Origin of the sequence: Bacillus sp. A1, assembly GCF_042296235.1 — a bacterium.
GTDB lineage: Bacteria > Bacillota > Bacilli > Bacillales > Bacillaceae > Bacillus > Bacillus velezensis.
Genome location: NZ_CP141181.1, coordinates 840,123 through 863,784, shown reverse-complemented (window position 1 = coordinate 863,784; position 23,662 = coordinate 840,123). Strand labels below are relative to the sequence as shown.

Annotated in this window: 20 protein-coding genes; 5 read left to right on the top strand and 15 right to left on the bottom strand. The window is 48.2% G+C overall.

All coding sequences use genetic code 11. The features are described from left to right. The first annotated feature begins 25 nt into the window (after window positions 1-25). Together U2H13_RS04375 and U2H13_RS04370 are read left to right on the top strand one after the other, a co-directional pair. Entirely contained in the window at window positions 26-136 is a 111-nt protein-coding gene (locus tag U2H13_RS04375; RefSeq protein WP_003155504.1) for a YfhE family protein, read from the top strand. Window positions 137-206: 70 nt separating this feature from the next. After that, a complete protein-coding gene (locus U2H13_RS04370; protein ID WP_003155508.1) occupies window positions 207-398 on the top strand; it encodes a YfhD family protein in 192 nt (63 codons plus the stop codon). A 39-nt stretch (window positions 399-437) separates the two neighbouring features. Here U2H13_RS04370 and U2H13_RS04365 read toward each other — a convergent pair whose 3' ends face one another. The 3 genes from U2H13_RS04365 to mprF all read right to left on the bottom strand — a co-directional run bounded on the left by U2H13_RS04365 (window position 438) and on the right by mprF (window position 4,649). Further along, the gene (locus U2H13_RS04365; protein WP_007408549.1) at window positions 438-1,022 is read right to left on the bottom strand and encodes a nitroreductase; all 585 of its coding nucleotides are present in this window, start codon (window positions 1,020-1,022) and stop codon (window positions 438-440) included. Between the two features lie 76 nt (window positions 1,023-1,098). Further along, window positions 1,099-1,983: a PhzF family phenazine biosynthesis isomerase gene (locus U2H13_RS04360; RefSeq protein WP_053285209.1), complete on the bottom strand. Its 885-nt coding sequence runs from the start codon at window positions 1,981-1,983 to the stop codon at window positions 1,099-1,101. Between the two features lie 95 nt (window positions 1,984-2,078). After that, the gene (gene mprF, locus U2H13_RS04355) at window positions 2,079-4,649 is read right to left on the bottom strand and encodes a bifunctional lysylphosphatidylglycerol flippase/synthetase MprF (RefSeq protein ID WP_121984646.1); all 2,571 of its coding nucleotides are present in this window, start codon (window positions 4,647-4,649) and stop codon (window positions 2,079-2,081) included. 168 nt (window positions 4,650-4,817) lie between these two features. Here mprF and U2H13_RS04350 point away from each other — a divergent pair, with 168 nt between their 5' ends. Then, window positions 4,818-5,300, top strand: a complete 483-nt coding sequence (locus tag U2H13_RS04350; protein ID WP_014417231.1) for a MarR family transcriptional regulator — start codon at window positions 4,818-4,820, stop codon at window positions 5,298-5,300. Window positions 5,301-5,408: 108 nt separating this feature from the next. Further along, window positions 5,409-7,001: an MFS transporter gene (locus U2H13_RS04345; protein WP_109566796.1), complete on the top strand. Its 1,593-nt coding sequence runs from the start codon at window positions 5,409-5,411 to the stop codon at window positions 6,999-7,001. On the opposite strand, the gene bstA is transcribed toward U2H13_RS04345, so the two are convergent. From bstA to U2H13_RS04320, 5 genes are all read right to left on the bottom strand, one after another. Further along, entirely contained in the window at window positions 6,961-7,503 is a 543-nt protein-coding gene (gene bstA / locus U2H13_RS04340; protein ID WP_022552779.1) for a bacillithiol transferase BstA, read from the bottom strand. The genes U2H13_RS04345 and bstA overlap by 41 nt on opposite strands. 23 nt (window positions 7,504-7,526) lie before the next feature. Then, on the bottom strand, window positions 7,527-7,799 hold the full coding sequence (locus U2H13_RS04335; RefSeq protein WP_007408543.1) for a ribonuclease inhibitor Barstar: 273 nt from the start codon (window positions 7,797-7,799) through the stop codon (window positions 7,527-7,529). 22 nt (window positions 7,800-7,821) lie between these two features. Next, a complete protein-coding gene (locus U2H13_RS04330; protein ID WP_100261658.1) occupies window positions 7,822-10,233 on the bottom strand; it encodes a PEP/pyruvate-binding domain-containing protein in 2,412 nt (803 codons plus the stop codon). Window positions 10,234-10,490: 257 nt separating this feature from the next. Beyond that, window positions 10,491-11,579 carry an acyltransferase family protein gene (locus U2H13_RS04325; RefSeq protein ID WP_121984643.1) on the bottom strand — a complete coding sequence of 363 codons (1,089 nt, stop codon included), beginning with the start codon at window positions 11,577-11,579 and terminating at the stop codon, window positions 10,491-10,493. Next, the gene (locus U2H13_RS04320) at window positions 11,570-12,172 is read right to left on the bottom strand and encodes an NAD(P)H-dependent oxidoreductase (protein WP_032872373.1); all 603 of its coding nucleotides are present in this window, start codon (window positions 12,170-12,172) and stop codon (window positions 11,570-11,572) included. The genes U2H13_RS04325 and U2H13_RS04320 overlap by 10 nt, the downstream gene beginning before the upstream one ends. Window positions 12,173-12,405: 233 nt before the next feature. Between U2H13_RS04320 and U2H13_RS04315 the strand changes: the two genes are divergently transcribed. Continuing rightward, window positions 12,406-12,957, top strand: coding sequence for a PadR family transcriptional regulator (locus tag U2H13_RS04315; protein ID WP_012117104.1), 552 nt, complete (start codon window positions 12,406-12,408; stop codon window positions 12,955-12,957). A 37-nt stretch (window positions 12,958-12,994) separates the two neighbouring features. On the opposite strand, the gene cyoE is transcribed toward U2H13_RS04315, so the two are convergent. From cyoE to U2H13_RS04280, 7 genes are all read right to left on the bottom strand, one after another. Further along, on the bottom strand, window positions 12,995-13,942 hold the full coding sequence (gene cyoE, locus U2H13_RS04310) for a heme o synthase (RefSeq protein ID WP_021493850.1): 948 nt from the start codon (window positions 13,940-13,942) through the stop codon (window positions 12,995-12,997). Between the two features lie 357 nt (window positions 13,943-14,299). After that, the gene (locus tag U2H13_RS04305) at window positions 14,300-15,157 is read right to left on the bottom strand and encodes a VOC family protein (protein WP_205161083.1); all 858 of its coding nucleotides are present in this window, start codon (window positions 15,155-15,157) and stop codon (window positions 14,300-14,302) included. Between the two features lie 16 nt (window positions 15,158-15,173). Continuing rightward, window positions 15,174-15,578 (bottom strand): DoxX family protein, encoded by a 405-nt coding sequence (locus U2H13_RS04300; protein ID WP_012117101.1) that lies wholly within the window; start codon window positions 15,576-15,578, stop codon window positions 15,174-15,176. Between the two features lie 167 nt (window positions 15,579-15,745). Next, window positions 15,746-17,563: an ABC transporter ATP-binding protein gene (locus U2H13_RS04295; protein WP_014417222.1), complete on the bottom strand. Its 1,818-nt coding sequence runs from the start codon at window positions 17,561-17,563 to the stop codon at window positions 15,746-15,748. After that, window positions 17,544-19,277: an ABC transporter ATP-binding protein gene (locus U2H13_RS04290; protein ID WP_061861983.1), complete on the bottom strand. Its 1,734-nt coding sequence runs from the start codon at window positions 19,275-19,277 to the stop codon at window positions 17,544-17,546. The genes U2H13_RS04295 and U2H13_RS04290 overlap by 20 nt, the downstream gene beginning before the upstream one ends. Before the next feature lie 282 nt (window positions 19,278-19,559). Beyond that, the gene (locus tag U2H13_RS04285; protein ID WP_376700689.1) at window positions 19,560-21,884 is read right to left on the bottom strand and encodes a peptidase G2 autoproteolytic cleavage domain-containing protein; all 2,325 of its coding nucleotides are present in this window, start codon (window positions 21,882-21,884) and stop codon (window positions 19,560-19,562) included. A 185-nt stretch (window positions 21,885-22,069) separates the two neighbouring features. Then, complete coding sequence (locus tag U2H13_RS04280; RefSeq protein WP_029974000.1) at window positions 22,070-23,656, bottom strand: alpha-glucoside-specific PTS transporter subunit IIBC; 1,587 nt, start codon at window positions 23,654-23,656, stop codon at window positions 22,070-22,072. Window positions 23,657-23,662 lie beyond the last annotated feature (6 nt).

The following is a 23,662-nucleotide window of genomic DNA, read 5'->3' as shown; positions in this document are numbered from 1 at the left end:
CTGTTTTGAAGGAGGGTCTTCTTTTATGGAAAAGAAGCGCGAAAAACATCAACAGGGAGCCAATCTGAAAAAAATGCAGGAAGTCCTTTATTCCGGTGAATTCAAAAAAGCGGAAAGAGCAGCCAAACGGAAATAAACTGAATAAAGATCGGGACCGGGCAGATACTATGTTTGTTTGATATCACTTTTTTCAGGGGGCGATTGATATGGGCAGAAATCATACTCACAAAAACCGTGATAAAAACAAACAAAAACTTCCTCAAGTTCCGGATGCTTTGAAACGCGAAACAGACGGCACATATGAGGAATATTCAAGCGAGCTTGCTGATTCCGCTGACCGTGAAGCGCAGGCGCGGATGAAAGCCGCTGACAACAGAGCTAAAAGCAAAACCCGCTAATACGAAATCCCCGCCTCTGTATAGAGACGGGGATTTTTTTTACAGTTCGGTAAACAGGCTTTTTGCCGGCGTCCGTTCTTTCGCCTTAGGCTGTTCATCCGGATAGCCCGTTTGAATGATGGCGGCAAAGCGCTCATTGTCAGCAAGGCCGAAGTCTTGGTGCACCTGTTTGTCATACATAATGCGGCCGCTTTTCCAGACCATGCCGATGCCGTTTTCATGTGCGAGAAGCTGAAGGTTTTGAATCATGCCGCTCAGCGCCGCGAAATCATCGTTTCTCGTAAATTCATTTTCATCTTCTTTTAAGACAACCAGCAAAAATCCCGGAACGGCGCTGAGATTTTTTCTCATGTTCCGCTCTTTTTCCTCGTTGAAATCATCTTTTATCTTTTTGAAAAATGAGACGTAGCTGTCCGCAAGCTTTGCTTTTCCCGCTTCGCTTGCTGCGTAGATAAAACGCCATGGCTCCGTCAGTCTGTGGTTCGGTGCGTAAACGGCCGTTTCAAGCATATCTAATATGACTTCAGAAGGTACGGTTTCCGGTTTAAACGACCGGATGGATCTTCTGTTTCTGATTGTATGTGCAAGACTTTCGTTTTGCTGTAATTGTTCGGTTTTCGGCATGCCGATTCACCTTCCTATCCAAATGAAAATGATTATCATTTATAATATAACGGATACGACCGGCTTTTGTAAACCGTTACGGAAGCTGAAAATTGATTGTTTCGGCATACACGGCCGTTCCCGTCATCTCGATGTTCATCTTTTCGTTATCTTCTGTAATCCTGATTTCCACTTTTCCGTCTTTCCCGATTTCATGGCCTTGTTCAATCGTGAGGCATTCGGCTTCGGAGCCTCCGTATTGCCGCATATAGGCCGCCATGACGCCTGAAGCGGTTCCCGTGACCGGATCTTCGGTCGTACCGGAGAAAGGGGAAGAAAAATGGCGTCCGTGCAGATCACTTTCCGGATGAACGGTTTCCAGAGAAAACGGATGAACGCTCGCTTTCGGAAGATCGCGCAAAATAGCGGGGAATTGTGCGTTGTCCGGCACCATATTCCGTGATGCTTTAAGTGATCTCAGCGGAACAATCAGTGTCCAGATCCCCGTTGATCCGTAAACAATCGGCAGCCCGCTGTGAAAATCCTCAGCCGTAATCCCGAGCGAGGCCGCAAGCTTTTCTTTGTCGCCCGTAAACGGCAGAAATTGCGGGGGAGCCTGTTCGAGCGTGATGTACACCCGCCCGTTTCGTTCAGCGGCTTTTACGGGAAGAATGCCGGCTTTTGTTTCAATTTGATATGCCTGATCAGCCTGAAGCCTTCCCTTTTCAATTAATGCGTAAAGAGAGGCGACGGTAGCATGTCCGCATAAATTCATTTCGTGGCCGGGTGTAAAATAGCGGATGCGCAGATCGGCTTCTCCGCTTTTACAGAGAAATGAGGTTTCATTGTACCCTGCCATTTCGGCGATCATCTGCATCTCTTCATCTGAATAATCATCTCCGTTAAAGACGATTCCCGCGGGATTTCCTAAATCCGGAATATCGGAAAACGCTTCATATTTAAACACGGTTGCCTGTTTCATTCATCAGCCTTCCTTTCACCTTATGATCATGTTATTCAGTATAACAGAGTGAAATTAGAATTTTTAGTCAATTATTCAAAAAAAAAAGACGCCTTTTAACGGCGTCTTTTTTTGGTTTTTCCGATCAGGCGGGTGACGAGGATCATCGTGACGGACAGCGATCTGTTTTTGCGGTACGCCAAGTATTTCCCGCGCCACTCCGGTTTGTATTTTTCTTTAAAGGCCCGCAGCCCGCTGAAGCTGTACATATACCGGACGTTGTTGAAGATGACGGCCGCGATTCTTTCCGACCAGAAAGATGTAAAAGCCGTACCTACGTTTGACAAAGGCGCCATGCCCATATTGAAGGTGGTATAGCCTTTTTCCTGCGCCCAGAGAAACAGACGGATGAAAAGCGCGTCCATAATACCGTTCGGCGCGCTTTTCCGATAACGCATCAAGTCGACGGATATCTCGCCTTCCTGATACATCGGCATCAGGTTGGCAAAAGCGATGATCTCCCCTTCCGCGTCTTTCACGTAAGCAATCGGCGCCTGTTCCAGATAATCCCTGTCGAAGAAACCGAGGGAAAAACCTTTCTCTTTTTTCGGACCGAGCCATTCGTCCGAAATGCCTTTCAGCTTGGCGATAAACTCGGAGGAAAACGGCGGTTCCCCGACATGGAACGTGTAGCCTTCGCGGTCAAATTTGTTGTTAATCGCCCGCAGCCCCGCTTTTTTCTTACCTGAGAGCGTAAATGCCTCCATATCCACGAACGCTTCTTCTCCAAGCTTGAAGAAGTTATAGCCGAAGTCATGGTACAGCGCCAGATCTTCACGTTCGATCTGATAAAACATGACACTCAGCCCCTGCTTATGCGCTTCATTCAGAAATTCCTCAATCACAAGCGGAAAAGAGTCTCTCTGTCCTGACGGATCACCGAGCACGACAAGCCTTCTGGAAATCTGGCTGAACAATAAAAGCGCTTTGCCGTCGCTTGAGAAATAAAACCGCTTATCCCCGAGAAAGCCGAGATGGCTGAGGGCATTTCCTCCTTCTTCCGCCAAAAAGGACTTCAGCCGTTCAGGATCGGCCTCTTCTCCGATCGGCTTCGATCTTTTATGATAAAAGAACGTAAACACAAGGAAAAACAGCGGCACAACAATAATGGCCGTCATCGTGGCATATGTAATGTGCGAATTGTTATGGACGAAATAGTCGTGGCGCAGCAGCCGATTCATTTTATCCCAAATAAAGCCGGCAATGAGATTGTAGTTAAACAAGGCGATAATAAACAGAGCGGCCGCAAAAATCATCTGGCCGAGCGTATACGATGCCTGCTCTCTGATAAACTGCCGCTTTAACAGCACAAGCAATACGATGACGACAGGCAGAATAAAGATCGCGCTGATGTTCATTCCTTTTAAGAAACTGAACACAAAGCCGCCGACCAGCGCGGCAACCGCCATTGAATAAGAACGTTTCGTCCGTTTGTATAATTCAATCGGCAAAATTAATAGAATCAAAGCCGCGCTTAGCGATAACCCGTTAAACGCAAGGAGCGCCGGGCGCGGAATGTGCGGAATGACCGTCTCCCTGTCGATCGGCAGGGCGACGGACGCAAGCACGACGACTCCCGACACGAAAACCAAAAGCGACAGCGAACCGTAAAGCACCCTGATCAAGATAGCGCGCTGGAATACGAGAAGCACGTTCGTCGTTTCCACGGCAGGCGCCATCTTCGGATTTGATTCCAGCCGTTTCAGCGTATTTTCCGTTAAGTCGCCGGCCGCAAAGAACAGCCCGAACACAAACGGAATAAATGAATACACAATCCGGTAGATGACGATGGATGTCACGACCGCCTCCTGCGGAAAGCCCATATTCTGCATGCCGAGCAGAAACAGAAGGTCAAACGAACCGAATCCTCCCGGCACAAGGCTGATGATTCCCCCGATAGCGGCAATGGCAAATACCCCGAATACATGGCGGACATCCGCGTGAATTCCCATGACATACAGAGAATAATACATGACGACAGCCGCCGCGAACCATTCGGCAAACGATGCCCCGATGTAAGAAAAAACCGGATGCCTCGGTTTTGCTTCACCGTCTTCTGCGCCAGCTTTTTTATTGTTGATCCCAGCGGCGATTAAGGCCACCGGCACAATAAGCGCCACGCCGGCGATGACAGCCCACAGCCACGGTTTCTCACCTGTAATCTCTCCAACCGGCAGAACCCGGGCGATGGTCAGGATACTGAACACGGACAGCCCGAGCAGCGCTGAGGACGTAAGCCAGGCGATGCCTGCGACGAGGCGTTTTACGTCATTCGTATGTTCTTTGTAAAGCATCGTCCGCAGCCCGACGCCCGCCAGACCGCCGAATCCAAGGACATTGTTAAAGGAATTGGCGATAAAGGAGACCCTGAATACTTTCCAATTCGGAATGTTGAGGCGAAGCGTCCGTTTCAGCACAAAGTCATAAAAGGACATCGCGCTGACGGCAAGAAGGCCGAGCAGAACGAGAATAAATAAATCGTAACGCTCAATCCCGTTAATAATGTACAGCGTTCGTTTAAAAGAAAGGTCTGTCAATTCCTTTTTGGACTGATAAATGACTAAAAGCAAAACTGCAATAGGAAATAATACTTTTAATATCGATAAGGCATTCTTTTTAGTCAGCAATGTTCTCTCCAATCATCATAAAATAGCTTATTTATTATAATTCCCCCAATAATCTCCAACATATTATACACTACCACCTCACATTCAAACAAAACTCGCCTGCAACTTTCTTTCTCTGATTAAAATCAGTAATATGGTATGCAGGAGTATGAATGAGGAAGTGAGACGATGGATTATAATCTGCATGATACAACGGTATTAGGCGGCGATATTTTTTCTCCTGAGGAACGGGATATTTGGGTGCTGTACATGAAAGTGATGACATCGGCGGGGCTCGGCGATGTGTCGGAGTGGATGAAGCTTGATATGAGCATGCCGCAAATGAAGGTGCTGATGCTTCTGAACAACCACGGGACGCTTAAGGTGAGTGACATAGCGGAGAAAATGGGCGCTTCCCTTTCAAATACGACGGGGCTGCTTGACCGTTTAGAAAAATCATGTTTCATTACACGCGCTCCGTCAGAAGAAGACCGCCGTTCAGTCGTCGTTCAATTAACGGAAAACGCGAAAGATATTTTCCGCAGCCTTTATCAAAAAGGACATGTAAAATTGAAGCGTTCATTGGAAACGCTGACCGCTGAAGAAAAACAAACGGTCAATCAAGGGCTTGCCATTTTGGCAAGAGCGCTTGATTCTTCCAAACAGGGATAGAGATGAAAAAGGCCTGCCGATATCGGCGGCCTTTTTTTGTTTGACATTTAATTCATTCAAAGTGAATAATATATTTGAAGTGAATTAAAAACGGAAGGATTGATCAGTATGCCGGAGCCTTTGCAAACAGAAAAAAACCAGCGCCGGGCCATCACTCTCTTTACGATCGGTGTGTTCATGGCGGCGCTGGACAACGGAATTATTTCCGCTGCTCTGACGACGATTAACAGCTCTTTTGATGTTTCTCCTTCATGGGGATCGTGGGGAGTGACCCTTTACACATTGGGACTCAGTGTCAGTGTGCCGATTGTCGGCAAGCTGTCGGACCGATACGGGCGGAAAAAGCTGTTTATGATTGAAGTCGGGCTGTTCGGACTCGGCTCTTTGCTTGTCGCACTCAGTCAGAGCTTCCCGATGTTTTTGGCGGCACGGCTCATTCAGGCGCTTGGCGGCGGCGGAATTTTTATAATCGGGAGTTCGCATGTGCTGGCCGTGCTTCCGAAGGAGAAACAGGGGAAAGCTCTCGGGCTTTTAGGGGCGATGAACGGTATGGCGGCCGTCCTCGGACCGAATATCGGGAGCTTTTTGCTTGATGTAACCGGGTCGTGGCATTGGCTGTTCTTAATTAACCTGCCGATTGCCGCCGCTTTGGTTGTGTGCGGCGGTTTGTTTATCGCTGAAACGAAAGAGCCTGGGGCGAAACGGCTTGACCTCGCCGGCACAATGCTGCTGTCTCTTGCGATCTTATCTTGCATGATCGGTATTACGAATCTCAATGGGGCGAAGCTGTCAGAAAGCATAATGGACGTAAAGGTGTACGGGTATCTTTTGGGATCGGCACTTCTCTTTCTGGTGCTGCTTAAGGTCGAAAAGCGGGTTGAAAACCGAGGGGGCGATCCGATTCTCGCCTACTCGCTGCTGCAAAATAAAGTGTTTCAATGGACACTCGTCATCGGATTTTTATCGGGAGGGCTGCTCGCTGCGGTCATTTTTATTCCTTCTTATGCGGAGCAATATTTGCACGTATCGGCGGAGAAAGCGGGTTATTGGATGACGCCGCTCGCTTTGGCGTCAGGCATCGGAGCGTGGCTCGGCGGGGCGATCACGGATAAAAAAGGGCCGGTCTTTTCCGCGGTTGTATCAGGCGCCATCGCATTTGTCGGCTTCAGCCTGTTTCCGTTATGGGTGACGGATAAATGGGAATTTGTCACAGCGAGTGTCATTGCGGGGATCGGTTTCGGATTTCTGCTCGGGGCTCCGCTGAATGTGCTTGTATCAGAAACGGCGGGCCAAAACAAAGGAACAGCGCTCGGCACGCTGTCACTCGTAAGGCAGGTCGGGCTGACGCTCGCTCCGGCTTTATATGCCGGCTTCATTACAGCGGGCTTTGACCGGATCGGAGATGACATCAAAAACCGTTTAGCGAAAAGCGGCATTCCCGCTGATCAGGCGCAAACGCCCGATATCGGCGGCGGACTTTCTTCGTTGCAGGAGCAGGTAAGCCGAATCCCCGTTCCCGCCGTCAAAAAAGCGGTTTCTGATGCGATTGAAGCAGGCATTTCCAGCGGCTACCACCATCTTTATACGGCAGCCGCCGTCATTTCATTATGCACTATTGTGTCTGCGGCTGTTTTGGCGTTTTTCCGGAAGCCGGCATCCTCTAAGACAGATGCCAGCCCATCCGCCGGGAAAGCTCAGTAATATGGGCGATGTGATGTTCAGAGTGCCAGACATATAGTCCGAGCGCCTGTTCCAGCGTAACCGTCTCTTTAGACACAGGATGGAAGTATGTCCGTTTAAATTGGGCTTCCGTCATGGAGCGCAAAAGAGCGGCCCATCTTCTGTGCAGGAGCGTTAACAGCTCAAGCGCATCCCCGCAAGCGGCTGTTTTGGAATCATGAAGATCAGCCCAGCCTTTTTCATCATAAGGACGGATTTCCGGTTCATTCTCCGTTAAGCTCAATTTAAACCGGGTATAGCCGTTCATGTGGCTGTCCGCCAGATGGTGAACCACTTGGCGGACAGTCCATCCCCCTTCTCGGTAAGGCGTATCAAGCTGACTGTCCGACATCGCTCTGACAGCTTGTTTCAGTTTGGCCGGAGCGTGCTCCAGCGCATTGATCCATTCTTGTTTCTGTCCGGCCGAAATCGATTCAGCCGGCTGATACTCTCCAATCGGATAGCTGAGGGTTTGTTTTTCCATTTTTGTCTCTCCCGTTGATCGTATTATGAAAGTATGATGGTGATGTCGCAGCCTTCCGCTTTCGCTTCACGAAAGACCTGAAGCACACTCTCGGCACCATTTTCTGTAAGCTGCTTGCTTTGTTCAAACTGTCTCCATTCCAAAACAAGCGGGTACTCCACCCAGCCGGTCAGACAATCCCATAAAGCGTCAAGGTTTTCACCGTAGTATTCAGGAAGGGCAAGTTCCTTTTTCAATGTCTGATGCAGGTCGCTCATACTTCTGATTTGCTCCCCGTTAATAACTGCTTTATTCATGCGCGGCTCCTTTCCCATGATTTTATTCTATCAGTTTACCATTTTCCTCTTCAGAAGTGGCCGGAGTCTGCCGCGGTTCCAGCTGGACGATGCCTTGCCCGCCGTCAACGGCCACCCTGTCCCCCGTTTTCAGTTTTGACGTTGCATTTCCGCACCCTACAACGGCAGGAATCCCAAGTTCCCGGGCGACGATCGCCGCGTGGGACAAAGGGGCGCCGACGTCCGTTATGATGGCAGCCGCTCTCGGAAAAAGCGGGGTCCAGCCTACATTGGTTGTCGAAGTCACTAAAATTTCCCCGGCCGCAAAAGAATCCCCGTCTTCCGGAGCATCTAGGACACGGACAATGCCCTCCACTCTCCCGGCCGCTCCCGCGAAACCTTTTAAAGTATGCGCATCATCAGTTTCCGCAGGCATAAAAGCATCGTAATAATCCGCTCTTCTGTCAGGCTCCTCAGCCCATTTAAACGGATTGAATCTTCCGTTAATAACGGATGGGAACGGCGGCAGTTTTTTATAGGTTTCATAGTTTTGCTTTCTCGCTTGAATCGACGCAACCGCCGGCTCTTTCCCCGCGAGCAGATCGGTTATTTCATGCAGATACAAGAAGAAAATATCGTCCTTCATGCCGGTCATTTCCGCCGCTCTGAGCGCGAATGCTCTGGCTGTCCGGTACACCCTGACAAATTCGGATCTGGTTGTTTCTCTAATATTCGCGTATTCTGACGCTTTTTCCATTTTGGCTTTGAGCCATTTGACCTTATGAGGAAACTTTTCTTCAAATCTTCGGAAGGCCTGTTCATGCGCCTGCTGCTGTTTCAAAAGCAGTTGTTCGGCATCAATACCCGACTCCTTGTGTTCTTTGATCTGCTTCGTCAGCCAATCCCGGTTTTCTCCGGGATGCGGTATGGAAAGTTCGTATTCATGCGGGCCTCGGTGGCCTTGGTTCCTGAGATATTCTTCCTCGCTCATACGGCCTTTCATGACTTGATCAATGCCGATAATCGGCTCCAGGCTGGCCAGTCCGCCTTTTCCCCTCAGATTGGAAAGCAGGAGATTCGCATCTTCTATTCCTGCGAGTTTTGTTAATTGAGAGGTTAACGACGAAGAGGATTGCGCAGAATCACGCCCGCCGGATATTAACGCAAACCACGCGTTGCATAAATACGGATAGATCTCATTGTTCCATATCGCTAATAATGTCCGCTCCGTTTCGGCACGTTTCAGCTTTTCCTCAATATTCCGGCACCACTCCGGCGATTCGTCCAAATAGGAGGACATGTTTTTTTTCGCGTGCTTCATTTTCGACAGATACGGTTTCAGTTTTTTCGAGATGATCTTCAAAAGTTCATACTTTGAGAACGGATATAAAGGAATCTTCATTTCCGCCGGGATTTCTCCCAATGTATCGCTCATCATTTTTCCTATTTTTCCGCCTTTCGGATTCAGACCGAAAGCGGCGAGAACGGAAAGAGGCTGGCTCATATTGTTATAGGCTCTGCCGCAAATATTGCCGGACCAGACATAATAGCCCGGAATGATGCCCGACTCTTCATCCAGATTCCGGAGGAGCGACCATGTCAGCGGCGTCATCACATCGGGAATCGCTTCTCCTATATTTGTGTTTGTCCATAAAAAATCACCGCTGAAAGAATCATTCCATTCATAGGTTTCCAGATTTCCGGCTTGTAAGGTCGTAATCGGGCGGGATTGAAGAATATACAATGTCCCGCCCGCGGCGGCCCATTCAATATCCTGCGGCCCTCCGAGATCTTTTTCCAGCTTTTTCGCCAGTTTATAGAGCTTTGACGCATATTTGCGAAATTCTGCGGGGCCGTCATATTTTTTCTTGGGCCGTGCCAGTTTAAAAGAATAGGCATCAGCTTCCCCGGAAACAAGCTGCTCCCCGAGACCGTAGACGTAATTGCCTGTCATCTCCCGCCTGCTCCCCGTAATCGGATCTGCGGTAAACAGCACTCCGGATATCTCACACGGTATCATCAGCTGGATGACGATTGCGATTTCATGCTCATCTTCCATTCCCTGAACGGCGCTGTACGCTTTTACCCTTTCTGACTGTGCCGATCGGCGGACTTCATCAATCGCCCTGGACATGTCTTGATCTGTTTTGACATTCAACACCGTATCGAATTCTCCGGCAAAGGAAGCCTGAGCGGAATCCTCGCTCAGCGCGGATGAGCGTACGGCAAACAACGCAGAAGCATGGCGGCTGCGGATGGAATTCACATATTGATCAATAGCCTCTCTCGCCTGATGGCGGAGCTGTCCGTCCTGAAAGGCTGACGGCAAAATCACAAACCCTTCAGGCACAGGATACCCGCTTTGATACATTTTAGAGAGAATGCTTCCTTTTCCCCCCGCAAAGGAATAAAGTTCGGCCGGAAGTTCTCCGAATGTTTTGACACAGTCATTCATAATGTCCCCGCTCCTTTTTAGTCGTTCATCCAAGCTCACAGTTTTTCTCTTTTTCACTTTTTTTGAAAGTATTTCCTATAAGTATACATTATATCGGTCTTCACAAGGGAGAAAATCGATGGCGTTATTTTGTCATAAATGCATCCGTCAAAACGGCCGCAGGCGGGGGTCTGTGTTTGCAGGATGTACAACTATCCGTCCTCGTGCCTGATAAATCGGACCCGTATCAAAAAGGCGGCCGAAACGCCGCCTTTTTTTCAGACTGTGCGGCCTTGATGCGCCGCCGTATTTCTTTTAATCTGCTTCGGCTGATACACTTTTCCGACAAACAGATATCCGTATCTGAAATGATTGCACCCCCAAGATACGAAAATGGGACCGAGCGTGCAGATCAAAAATAAAAGAAGGATGGCAGCCGGCAAAGGCATTGACCGCAAATAGCCTTCCAAAAGATATCCGCTGATTAAAAAGTAGGAGTGCAGCAGATAGATTGAAAACGAATAGTTGCTGATCATCATCACAATCGCGGGCACTTTTTTGAGCTTTGAAAACAGATGAAAACACAGAAAGATCACACTGACCGCGTAAATCATAATATCCGGACGCTTAGAGGAAATGGAGCCGCCGCTGATATATGAAACGGCCACAATCAATATTGCCGATACGGCCGCACTGAAGTAAACTGCATAACGGTACTGATTGATGAGCGCTAAAAAACGCGGATATTCCTTTCCGCAATAAAATGCCAGACAGAAATAAAACACCCAGCCCGGAAACGGAACCCAAAAGAACGGAAAAATAGAATCAAGCCCCGATGATGCCGGCGGATGAAAGATGGAAAAGTAAGCCAGATAGACGGCGTTGATGATAAATGAAACAGACAGCACCCACACGGGAGATGTGTTGTTCAGCCAGCGGTGCAGCAGCATATGGAGAATGTAAAATTGAAAGATCACAAGAATGAAGTAGCCGATGAAGTTTCCTAAAAACACATTTTCTAAAAATTTACCGATCACTGAAACGAATCCGGCTCCTTCTTCCGCCACGCTTTTCATTAAAATGGCATCCACCGCGGCAATAAACAGAAACGGCACGAAAATGACTTTGCCCCTTTTCTTTAAAAAACCCGCGGGAACTCCTCCCGGGTATGACCTGGCAAGCAGAAATTCCGAAATAAAGATAAACGCCGGCGTGCTGAACATCAACAGGGTCCGAAAAGCATCAACCGTATGGGCGGCACTGGCTAAGGACTCTTCCTGAATCATCAGCACCATTGAAACAACGTGAAGCAGAACGACGCTTAAACAGGACAGGCAGCGAATCACGAAAATTTCTTTTATCTGCATGCGGCCGCTCCTTTTTCACAAGCGCGCCGGACTTTAGCGTATGCTTGGCGCAGCCATTTTTCCCGCAGCTCGGGTGTGCTCGTTTTGACGACAGAAAAAAGGTTCCGCTCGGCTTTTTGAATGCCGCAAAATTGCAGAATGCCTTTTTTCAGCGTAATCCAGTCCGAGTTTTTCCGGAACCACTTTAAGTACCAGCCCGGGGAATCCGCCGTATAAAAGACCTGTGCCGTCTCTGCCCGGAGCAGTCCTTTTACGCGGCCGTTTTCATATGTGTAGGCTTCTCCGGCGACAAGCACTCTGTCAAAAAAGCCTTTCATAATCGCCGGAACGCCTCCCCACCACAGCGGGTAGATGAAAATGAGATGATCCGCTTCTTTCATCAGTTTCCGGTATTTCTTCGTTTCAGCGTCCCGGTTCATGTCAGAGCGCTTTTTTTCGCCGCCGTACTTCAGCACGGGATCAAATTGGTCGGCGTATAAGTCAATGACCGTATAGCTTCGGCCGCTGTCCTTTAAAGCCATGACGACGTATTTTACGAGAGCCGCATTGAAACTGTTCTCATCCGGGTTTGCATACACAATCACCGTCTTCATATGTCCCTCCCAATATTTATTAATTTTTACAATGATTATATCATGATGTCATATGAATGAGGCAAAGACATGAGAAAGGCTTTTTCCGGTACTGCTGCCGTTTCAATAACCCCTTTCTGCATATTTTCGCTGATTTTGCCGCCGCAGGTTCAATGACAAGCATCCGGCACTTCTGCGTTTTTGAGCGGCGGTATGGTATACTAGCTGTCAAATGAATGGGCTTGGAGGACAACATGAGAATTTTAAAGTACGCGATTTTAGGGCTTTTGCGAAAAGGCGAATTGAGCGGATATGATATATCGAGCTATTTTAAGGAAGAGCTCGGCCAGTTTTGGAGCGCAAAGCACAGCCAGATTTATCCGGAATTAAAAAAACTGACGGCTGAGGGATTTATTACGTTTCGCACTGCGATTCAAGGAACGAAGCTTGAGAAAAAAATGTACACGCTGACTGACAAGGGAGAGCTGGAGCTTGCTGCCTGGCTGACGAAAAAAGACCCGATCCCGGAAACGGTGAAGGATGAATTTATGCTGAAGGCTTATTTCATCTCAGCTTTGACGCAGGAAGAAGCGGATGAGCTATTCACCGACCAGCTCGTAAAGCGGAAGGAGAAATTGTCCGATCTGGAAAACAGTTATCAAGAACTGATGACATCGTCCGCGGAGGCGGATTCATTTTCTTCTCCTGATTTCGGCCATTATCTCGTGCTGACAAAAGCGCTTGAGCGGGAACGGAATTATATTTCCTGGCTTGAAGATATTTTGGCTCTCATCAAAAAAGCATAAACAAAACGGGGCGGCTCTGTATCTGCAGGCCGCCTGTTTACGTTCTGAGAACCGCATTGATAAACGAATCAGCCATTAAAATAAGAAAAAGCAGACTGAAATACACAATCGAATAAAAAAACATCCCCTTCGACCATTGCGTGTCATCCGCCGCCTGAAAGCCTTTGACGCTCCGGTACAGCCAGATGGCTCCGAGCAGGAGAGCGGACGCGGTATAAAACGGGCTGACGTCTATATAAAGAGGAACGAGCAGCGAAACCGCAGTCAGAACGGCGATATAGCGCAGCATTTTTATTTTTGTGACGCGATTGCCTTTTATGATCGGCAAAAGCGGAATGCCGGCGGCACGATACTCTTCCTTTCGCCTGATTCCGATCGCCCAGAAATGCGGCGGCTGCCACAAAAACATAATCGCGTATAACAAAATCGCGGGCATATCAATGTACCCGGTCAGCGCGCAATAACCGATTAAAGGCGGAGCCGCCCCCGGAAAGCTGCCGACAAATGTGCTCCAGACGGATTGTCTTTTAAACCAAAGCGTATAAACGACGGCATACAGCAAAAAGGCAAGCAGCCCAAGAACGGCGGTCAGTACATTAAGCGAAGCAAGCAGGATGAATCCGCATGCGCCGAGACATGTGCCGTACAGGATCATGACCGGCGGCGGTATTCTTCCCGTGACGCTTGCGCGGGTGCGGGTTCGCGCCATCTTTGCGTCCATGCCGCGGTCAAAGAAGTTATTAAAAACAGTGCTTGATGCCATGACTAACGCCGTTCCGATCATAGCAACCGCCATGGCGGCAAATATACCGGGCCCTCCGCCCGTCCTTTCCGACTGAAGCCATGCGATCCAAAATCCGCCCAATGCGGCGAGTGAATTTGAGATGATAATCCCCGGTTTGGCAAGAATGATAAAGTCCTTGACCGTCATCCGGTTTCCGTTATGTTTCATAGACTGTTCCGTCTGTGCTGCATTTGAGTTCATTTGTTCAGGTTCTCCTTTTTCGGCTTATCATATCAGGAAGAATCAGGAGGCACAATTGCTTTGGACATTTTTCACACAATTGTAAATTGTGTGAAAAGACGCATCTTGTGTCCGGATGCGGCTTTTCCCTTTTTCTATTCAAAGTCTGCCCATACAGCACCCCGATCTGCTGAACGGATACAGTTTTCAATCCAGCGGATGCCCTGAGCTCGAGCCGGCGATGGCGGGCTCTCCGCGTCATTTTTGCGCCTCACTGAGATGTTCGCTCTCTTCAGTCACAGACGTTCTTTCCCGAGCCTTTTCAAGAAAACTTCAGAAAAATAAAAACCCTTGCCGGTTAGACGGCAAGGGTGTTTCTTACAGTGTAAATGCGATATCCGCCCCTGATACAGGGTCTTTGACGAATACGCCCTCTTCTTTTTCTTCGATCTCAAAGCCGGCATCGGTCAGCGCTTTTGTCACACGTGACAGCTCTTTTTGATGCGGCAGCGCGATGGTGTAATAATCCAGCCCGCTTGCATTTCCCGGTTTCGGCGGCGCATGTTTTCCGGCCCATATATTCAGACCGATGTGATGGTGATACCCTCCCGCCGAAACAAACAGAGCGGACATGCCCGCGTAATTGCCGACAATGTCAAAACCGAGAATATCGGTGTAAAACGCTTTGGCTTCCTGTAAGTCCGTCACATGAAGATGGATGTGGCCGATAACAGTTCCTTCTGGGAGACGGCTTTTCCGTTCAGCTCCGGCTTCTTCCAAAAGCCCGTCCACATCGACGGGCGCCGTTTGCATGACATAATTGCCCTCTGCATCCCGGCGCCACGTGCTGCGGGGACGATCGGCGTATATTTCAATACCGTTGCCGTCCGGATCAGACAGGTAAAGAGCCTCACTGACCGCGTGATCCCCCTGACCGAGCGCGATGCCGTTTTCAATCAGCCTGGCCAATGCGATGCCGAGTTCTTTCCGGTCAGGCAGAAGGATCGCGAAATGGTACAGGCCGGTGACAGACCGCTCCGGCAGAACGACGGCGCTTGGATTTTCTTCAAGCAACAGCAGAACGCGTTTTCCGTCTGCTGACAGTCTTGCTGAACGATCTGTCTGCGAGATGACTTGAAAGCCGATTACATTCCGGTAAAAGTCGAGCGAGCGTTCCATATTTTTAATGGTCAATTTGACATAACCGATTGCCGTATCTTGATGAATGCCGGTCATTTGAACGCCTTCTTTCTTATGCTGAAAAAGTTTCTCCCTTTTTTGATTTGAAAAGGAGCTGATCCAATGAAAGCAGACGGCTTCCTGAAAGCGCTAAGTGAATTGACGCAACCAGTAAGATGAAATCAAATTCCGATCCGCCCATAAATGGTGAGGAAAGCTTCGCCGTGAAAATGGCGCCGACTAATGTGACGGCAAACAGAACGCCGATAATGCGCGTTGCCAAACCGAAAAAGATCAGAACCCCGCCGACAAGCTCAATCGTCGCGATGACATAGACCATAAAGGCCGGAATCCCGATGCTCTGGAAAAATTGCGCAGTTCCTTCCAACCCTTGAAACTTGGATAAACCGTGAACAAAAAAGATAATACCTGTTACAACCCTTAAAAGCAGTGTTCCTGTTTCGAATGATTTATTCATAAAATCCTCCTTGAAAATTATTATCACTTACTTTATGTAAGCTAGTATATATACATAACTTATTTACGTCAAGTAATTTTGTTACATTTAACGAAAATAACTTAAAAGTACTATTTGCCTTCGCGAAAAAAAGACCTCCGCACTCTGTCGGAGGTCTTTTTCCCTATCTATGATTCCCGGAACTGGCTTTCATATAATTCTTGGTAAAACCCGTTCTGGCTGAGAAGTTCGGCATGGGTCCCTTTTTCAGCCATTTCGCCGTCTTTCAGTACAAGAATCTGATCGGCTTTTTGAATCGTGTTCAGCCTGTGAGCGATGATGACGCTTGTTCTGCCCGCCATTAAACGGCCGAGCGCTTCTTGTATTTTCACTTCCGTCACCGTATCAATGTTGCTCGTCGCTTCATCCAAAATGAGCAGCACCGGGTCCGCCAGCACAGCTCTCGCGATGGAAATAAGCTGTTTTTGTCCCTGGCTGATGCCCGCGCCGTTTTGGGTAAGGACGGTATCGTAGCCTTTCGGGAGCCGTTCGATGAATCCGTGGGCATTGGCGGCTTTTGCGGCTGCCTCCACCTCTTGATCAGATGCGTCCAGACGGCCGTAACGGATATTTTCCCTGATGGTGCCCTGAAAGAGAAAGGAATCCTGCAGGACAAACCCCATGTTTTTTCTCAGACTGGATCTCGTCAGTTTTTTGATGTCCGTTCCGTCAATGAGGATTTTTCCGTTATTCGGCTCGTAAAAACGGGCGATCAGGCTCGTAACGGTTGTTTTACCCGCTCCGGTCGGTCCGACGAAGGCGATTGACTGTCCTTTCGGAACGCTGAAGGACAGGTGTTTTAAGATCAAGCTGTCTTCCTGATAGCCGAAGGAGACATCTCGGAATTCAATTTCTCCCGTTTTGATCGGCTGGTACAGCGCATGCTCTTCATCTTCCCGCTCCTCTTTTTCATCCAGCACGTCAAACACCCGTTCAGCCCCGGCGATGGCCGATAACATCGTATTGAACTGATTGGCTAAATCATTTAAAGGGCGCGTGAACTGCCGCGAGTATTCGGCGAATACGACGATGGCACCGATTGAAATCCATCCCTTCAGCGCAAACAGCCCGCCGACCGCCGCTATAATCGTAAAGCTTAAATTGTTTAAAGAGTTCATGACTTTCGGAATGAATCCCGAAATTGTCTGCGCCCAAAAACCCGATGATTGTAACGCCGCGTTTTTTTCTAAAAATTGTTCCATGACGCGGTCTTCCCTCGAATAGGCTTTAATGACCTTCGCCCCTGATATCGACTCTTCAATAAAACCGTTCAGCTCGCCGAGGTTTTTCTGCTGCTGTTTAAACAGCAGTCCCGTCCGGTTGGTGATCCATTTAATGCTCAAAAGCATGATCGGAATAATCAAAAGCGTGATCAATGTTAAAAGCGGACTCATGTACAGCATGACGGCGATTGTGCCGACGAATGTAATGACGCTCGACAGCACTTGAATGACGGATGTATTTAAAGTGGAGCTGACATTTTCGATATCATTGGTGACCCGGCTCATTAAGTCCCCGAGCCGCTGTTTATCAAAAAACGGAATCGGCAGCTCATGCAGATGGGTAAACAGCTCGCTCCGCATTTTAAACACGGTGCTTTGCGAGATATTGATCATCCAATAGTTTTGAAACCATAAGGACAATGATTGCACGAGGTAAATCCCAAACAGGATGAACAGCACCCCCGCCAATCCGTCTGTCGTCTGTCCGACGATAAAATGATCAATCGCTTTCCCGATGACGAACGGTCCGAGCAGGCCGAATATGGCGCTTATGACTACCATGATGATCACAAGGGTTAAAAGCCCTTTTTTCTCGGCTACATAAGACCAGATTCTGCGCAGCGTGCCTTTTGTATCTTTTGCTTTCGCGCGTTTTCTGCCGCCTTCATTTGATTTGAGCGGTATTTTCGGATATCGGAAAGGTTTACGAATGTCTTTTTGCATTGTCAGCTCCCTCCTTTCCGAATTGTGATTCATAAATCTGCCGGTACAGATGAGACTGTGCCATCAGCTCTTTGTGCGTGCCTTTGGCCAGCAGTTCGCCGTCTTCAAGCAATAAGATGGTGTCAGCCTTCATCGCAGTCGTTATTTTCTGCGTAATAATCAGTGTCGTGCATTCATAGGATCTGATCGCTTGTAAAAGCTTCGCTTCCGTCTGAAGATCGAGCGCGCTCGTACTGTCATCTAACAGCAGGAGGGACGGCTTTCTGATAAAAGCGCGCGCGATGGAAATCCGCTGCTTCTGCCCGCCTGACAAATTGACGCCCCGCTGTCCCAGCACCGTGTCGTATCCGTTTGACTGCTTCATAATCGTGTCATGGATTTGCGCGTCTTTGGCCGCTTCCATTACTTCATCTAGTGAAGCATCCTCCCGCCCCCAGGCGATATTTTCACGGATTGTGCCCGAAAACAGAAGCACTTCCTGCGGAACATAGCCGATTTCCCTGCGCAGCCCGCAAGCGGAGAATTCACCGATCGGTTTGCCGTCTATGAAAATACTGCCCGAATCAGCCGTGTACAGACGCGGAATCAGCTGAAAAAGCGTTGATTTTCCTGAGCCTGTCGCGCCCATAATGGCAACCGTTTCTTTCGGGCTGGCAGAAAAGGACACGTGATGCAGCGCGTCTTTTTCCATGCCCGGATAGCGGAAGGACACTTCGCGAAACTCAATCGCGCCTGCAAGCGCCCGTGCCGGGTCCTGCCCCGTTCCCTCGCCGCCTTCTGTTTCCAGCACCTCGCCGATTCTTTCTCCGGAAGCCTTCGCCCGGGAAAATACCATGATGAGAAAAGGAAGGACGGACAGCGCGCCTGTAATCCGCGTCGCATAGTTAATGACGGAAACGACATCGCCGACCTGCGCTCCGCCCTGAGCAATGCTTTTGGCGCCGAACCATAAGATAAACAAAATGCAAATGTTCATCAGCAGCATTAAAATCGGCATCGCCGCTTCCACGAGACGAAAAGCGGAGACCGTTTTTTCCATCAGCTTCGTATTCGATTTCAAAAAACGTTTCACTTCGTGGTTTGCACGGAGGAGCGCTTTAATCAGTTTGATCGCCGTCAGGTTTTCCTGCATGATCGTGTTGACCTGATCAAGCCGCTTTTGCACAGACCGAAACAGCGCGCCGCCTCTTTTCAGCACCCACAGCAAAAACAAAAGCAAAATCGGCACCGTGATCAGCAGAAAAAACCCGAGTTTCGCATTAACGGTCAGCGAGAGAATAATGCCGCCCGCGATCATTAACGGCGCACGAAGCATAAACCGGAGACTCATGAAAAGCATATTTTGGACCTGTGTCACATCGTTTGTCAGCCGGGTGATAAACGATGTGGATGAGAATTGCGCAAACGTCGAATAAGAGAAGGATTGAATTTTTTGAAAAATCCCTTTTCGCGTATCATACGCATAGCTCTGGCTGATGTGGGCGGAGTAGAATGAATTTAAAATGCCCGATGCGAATGAAACAGCGGTCAGTCCGATCATCACGCCGCCCCACAGCCAAACCGTACCGAGATCCTGCTTTAAAATTCCTTCGTCAATGATTTTCCCGATCAGCAGGGGCTGTATCAGCTCTACCGCAAGCTCGATGAGCATGAAAAACAGAGCGATTCCCGCCAAAAGAGAATACGGTTTTACATATGATAAAGCCTTTGACATGTGTAAGCCTCCAAATCCTTTGTTCAATATGTATGTATATTTATTTTATTTGTTTGTCTTAAATGAATAAAGGATTAACCCTTGAAACCGCACTTTTATTATATACTTTGTGTAAAATGATTGAAGATAAAAATGAAGGGATGAGGGGTGCAGATATATGGAGGCTGTCTTACCTTTTCTTTTTACCAGCTCCTGAACCGGAGCCTTTTATTTTAAAATGACTAGCGGAGCCTTTAAAAGACGTCCGCTAGTCAGATGATCATCCATACCGTGTCATTTCATTTAACGAATGAAAACGAGAGCGACCCCGAATCCTTTATCAGCATCAAACTCATTGATCACTTTCATGACCTGCCAACGCTGGTTTGGAGCATCAGATTTTGTTGCAATCCCGTTATGAGCGTGAATAAAATCTCCCGCTTTCACAGTCTCATCGCATCTGACATATACCTGGCCGATGAGTCCGACAATGTTCCACTCGTCTCTCTCTTCTCTTGAAACGTAGTCTTCTTCAGGCCGAAAGTCCGGATTTTCTTTTGGCGCCATGACCGTATGGCCGTTCGCATCTTTCTGTTCTTCATAAACATAGCCGCCAAATTCATTCTTTACGTATCGTCCCGACCAGTGAAAACTCGACTCACCAAGAATCACTCCGGCGGTCTCCGAAATGACCCCAAGCATGAGGTCACCTTTTTCAGCCTGCCTGATCTTATCACCTTCAAGTGTGACAAGTGTTCCCGTCGGAATCTTTTCCCCGCTCAGGCTCTCAAAATACTCGGCGTAGTCAGAGAATGTCGAGGAACCTGTTACGCCTCCCGTGGCCTTAATGGTTCCTTCTTTTGCGTGAAGCTCAATCTTTCTGTTGGCTGATGACGGAGTGCTGCCGGAACCCCAGCCCCATACAGTTGAGTTCGCATTTGGGTTAATCGTATTATATGAACCGATTACTCCAGATTGAGAACCTCCTGCAGCCTGTCCCCGGACAGTACCGATGACAAAGCCATTAGTTCCTGTAACATGGGAATCTTTAGATGCCATAACAGAAGATCCTTTATGTTTAAACAACTCATACGGTGTTTTTTTACCGCCTACATGAAATGTTGTTTCATATCCTTGAAAATCAATATTTGATATATTCAGATCCGGACCCGAAGAATAGAGTCCGACCGTTCCGCTGCTGGCTCCCAATCTATGCCCGTATACATTGCTCACTGTACAATTATCAACGCCTCCGCCAAAAGCAAGCCCCGTCGTGCCGCCGTCAACTAGAAAAACGCCGTCAATCATGCACTTTCCTACCGCATTTTCTCCGCCAAGAACATACAGATCATGAGCAGCGGAGCGGAACCCGCGGATCGTGATATTCTTCAGATTGACATACCGCCCTTTGTAATAAATCATAATGATCGTGTCATTGCTGTAATCGTATGAACGATCTTCACAAATAGCTTGGAAATTCACTATATTAACTGAATCATAGCCCGAAACAACCAACGCACTCGCTCCGACGCCTTTATATATAGAATTTTGTTTAGGATTTGTTGCCTGACAATTTACTAATTGAACATCATGGGCAGTTTTTGATGTCGGCTCAGCCGATAAATGATGGCCAATATGTCTAATGCAAAAACCGATCGCATTTTCGTAAGCACGGCAATTAGCCAGTTGAACTCGTTTAGCCGCCGGTGCATAGTCATGCGCCTTAATTTCAAAGCCGCGTGCACCGCCAATTGCAACACAGCTATCTACAAATACATCTTGAGAACCATCATCAATCTCAAAGCAATTTGAATTTGACGTGCCATTCCCATTTCCCATCGGGTGATAGGAAACACAGTGGCTGAAAGTAGTGTGGAATCCAAAATGACAAGTAAAGTTATCATCCCCGGACCCTGTTGCTTCACAATGTGAAAACGTTACAAAGTTACAGCCGTTGGGCTGATAATAAGTTGGATCATCTTTTTCTCCATGTCTGTTATAGTTCGGGCTCGTGGAATCAAAGCCGTGCAGGCCGGCGTTCTTCGCAAACACATGCTCAACAAAAGAATAGTCAACATTCGCAAAAAGCAAACAGCTTGAAGTGGGACCTTTCGGAATCTTCCAGCCGGCAGGACGCGTATCCTTGTTCCAGTCAAGCGTGAGATGGCCGACGTAAATATTTTCATTACCGTTCGTATAATCACTGTTGGTCAGAACAGAATGACCGACCGGTGTTTCGTCTAATAATTTAATGACCGTTCTTTTCTTGCCTGCTCCGACAAGCATTGTATTTGACGGAACGAACAATCCCGATGTTCTGAATACACCCGCGGGAACTGTTACGACATAACCTCCGTCGGCCATGGCATCATGAAATGCCTGCGTATCATCTGTTACGCCGTCACCTTTAGCTCCAAAGTCCATAACGTTCCGCTCTGTAACATTGTCAAACCTGTTTTCATACATGTTAAGTCTTTCGTTTAAGTTTTCATAAGTTGACGTGCCATCACTAAGGGCTGCACCGATTTTGCTGTCAATCGCTTCAAAGTTTTGAGCAATGCTTTCAACTTCAATCCCTTCAGCTTTATCGGGTTTGTAAAGTCCTAAGAAAGTCGTATAGTTTGTCATTGTCTTGCCTCCTATTTTTGAATTGCTGTTTAAAACACCGAACACCACAGAAGTCTTTCGTTTTCACTCCTGCATGTACAGGTGGCAAAGGTATGACAAATTCATACATTTCTTCAAAACATAAAAAGAGCGCCGGATTAACAAGCGCTCTTCCCATTCTGCACATAGTCTGCTGCTGCAGTATTTTAACCGTTCAATATTTTCTCGACACGCTCCCGCATTTGCGGAACGCCTAATCCGACAATGACCTGAAGCGCCCTGCCTTTTCTGACGACGCCGTGGGCTCCCAGCTCTCTGAAATCGGCGTCACTTTTGACCTTTGATTCATCAGCGACAGTGACGCGGAGACGGGTGGCGCAGTTGGTGACCTCCGTAATATTGTCTTTTCCGCCCAGCGCTTCAATATACAAAGCGGCTGTATCCCGCTGTGTTTCGTCTGCCGCCGCTGTTTCTTTTGAAGCCTGCTTCCGTTCTCTGTACTCCTTTTTCGAATAGAGCTTTGTTTCCTGTCCTTCCTCTTTTTCTCTGCCCGGTGTGGCGATGTTGAATTTGAGAATGAGGAAACGGAAGACGAAAAAGTAAATAGCGGTAAAACACAACCCGATGATGATCTGGTATACATACGTCAAGCCATGGCTTGACGCCAGCGGGATCCAGTTCAAGGTCGCAGCTTCGATCAAACCGCCTCCCATATTTCCGACGACGCCGGCCATATACATGACGGTTGCCATGGAAGCGGCAAGCAAAGCATGAACCGCAAATAAAAACGGCGAGATAAAAAGGAATGTAAATTCAATCGGCTCTGTAATTCCCGCGACAATGGACGTTAAGGTGACCGGAATCAAAAGGCCGGCGACGATTTTTTTCTTTTCCTTTGAAGCCGTGACGTAAAAAGCGAGCGCGATTCCCGGAATGCCGAAGATTTTCGAGTTGCCGTGAAGCGCGAATCCCCCCTGCGGGAACAATTCTTTCAGCGGTTTGACGCTTTGAGAGTATTCCCCGAGATGCTGCGCCCAATAGGTGACGATACCGCCTTCAGCCACAGCCGGACCGTAAATAAACGGCGAGTAAATAAAATGATGCAGGCCGGTCGGAATTAAAATCCGCTCCAGGAACGTGTAAATCCACACGCCGATCGCCCCGGAAGAAACGAGAAAACTTTGCAGCGATCCGATTCCGGACTGAACCATCGGCCATACGTATGCCACCGCAAGTGAAATCGGTATCATAATAAAGAAAGAAATGATAACGATGTATGAAGATCCTTGAAAAATCCCCAGAAAATCCGGCAGTTTTTTATCAAAATAACGATTGTGCAAATACACGACAATAGATGAAATAAAGATGGCGCCGATAATATTCGTATCAAGCGTTTTGATGCCGGCGATCATCGTCAGCCCGCTCGTTCCGCCGGCTTCCTGAGTCATATCGACATGAAAAGCCCCGCCCCAAACCGTCAGAATCGCATTGATAAAGTAATTGAATGTCAGATAAACTGTAAGCGCTTCCAAACAGGCTCGTGCCTGCGCTTTTTTCGCTAAAGCGACAGGTATGCCGATCGCAAACAGGAGCGGCATTTGATTAAAGACGGTCCAGCCGCCCTGTTCAATGACGTACCAGCATTGATACCAAAGCCCGTCAGGATCAGCCAGCGGCCCCATCAGCGTTTTATTTTTAAACAGCGTACTCAGACCGACAATAATACCGGAAAATGCAAATAATAAAACAGGCACAAACATCGCGCTGCCGAAGCGCTGGACTTTTTGCATCATTTCACG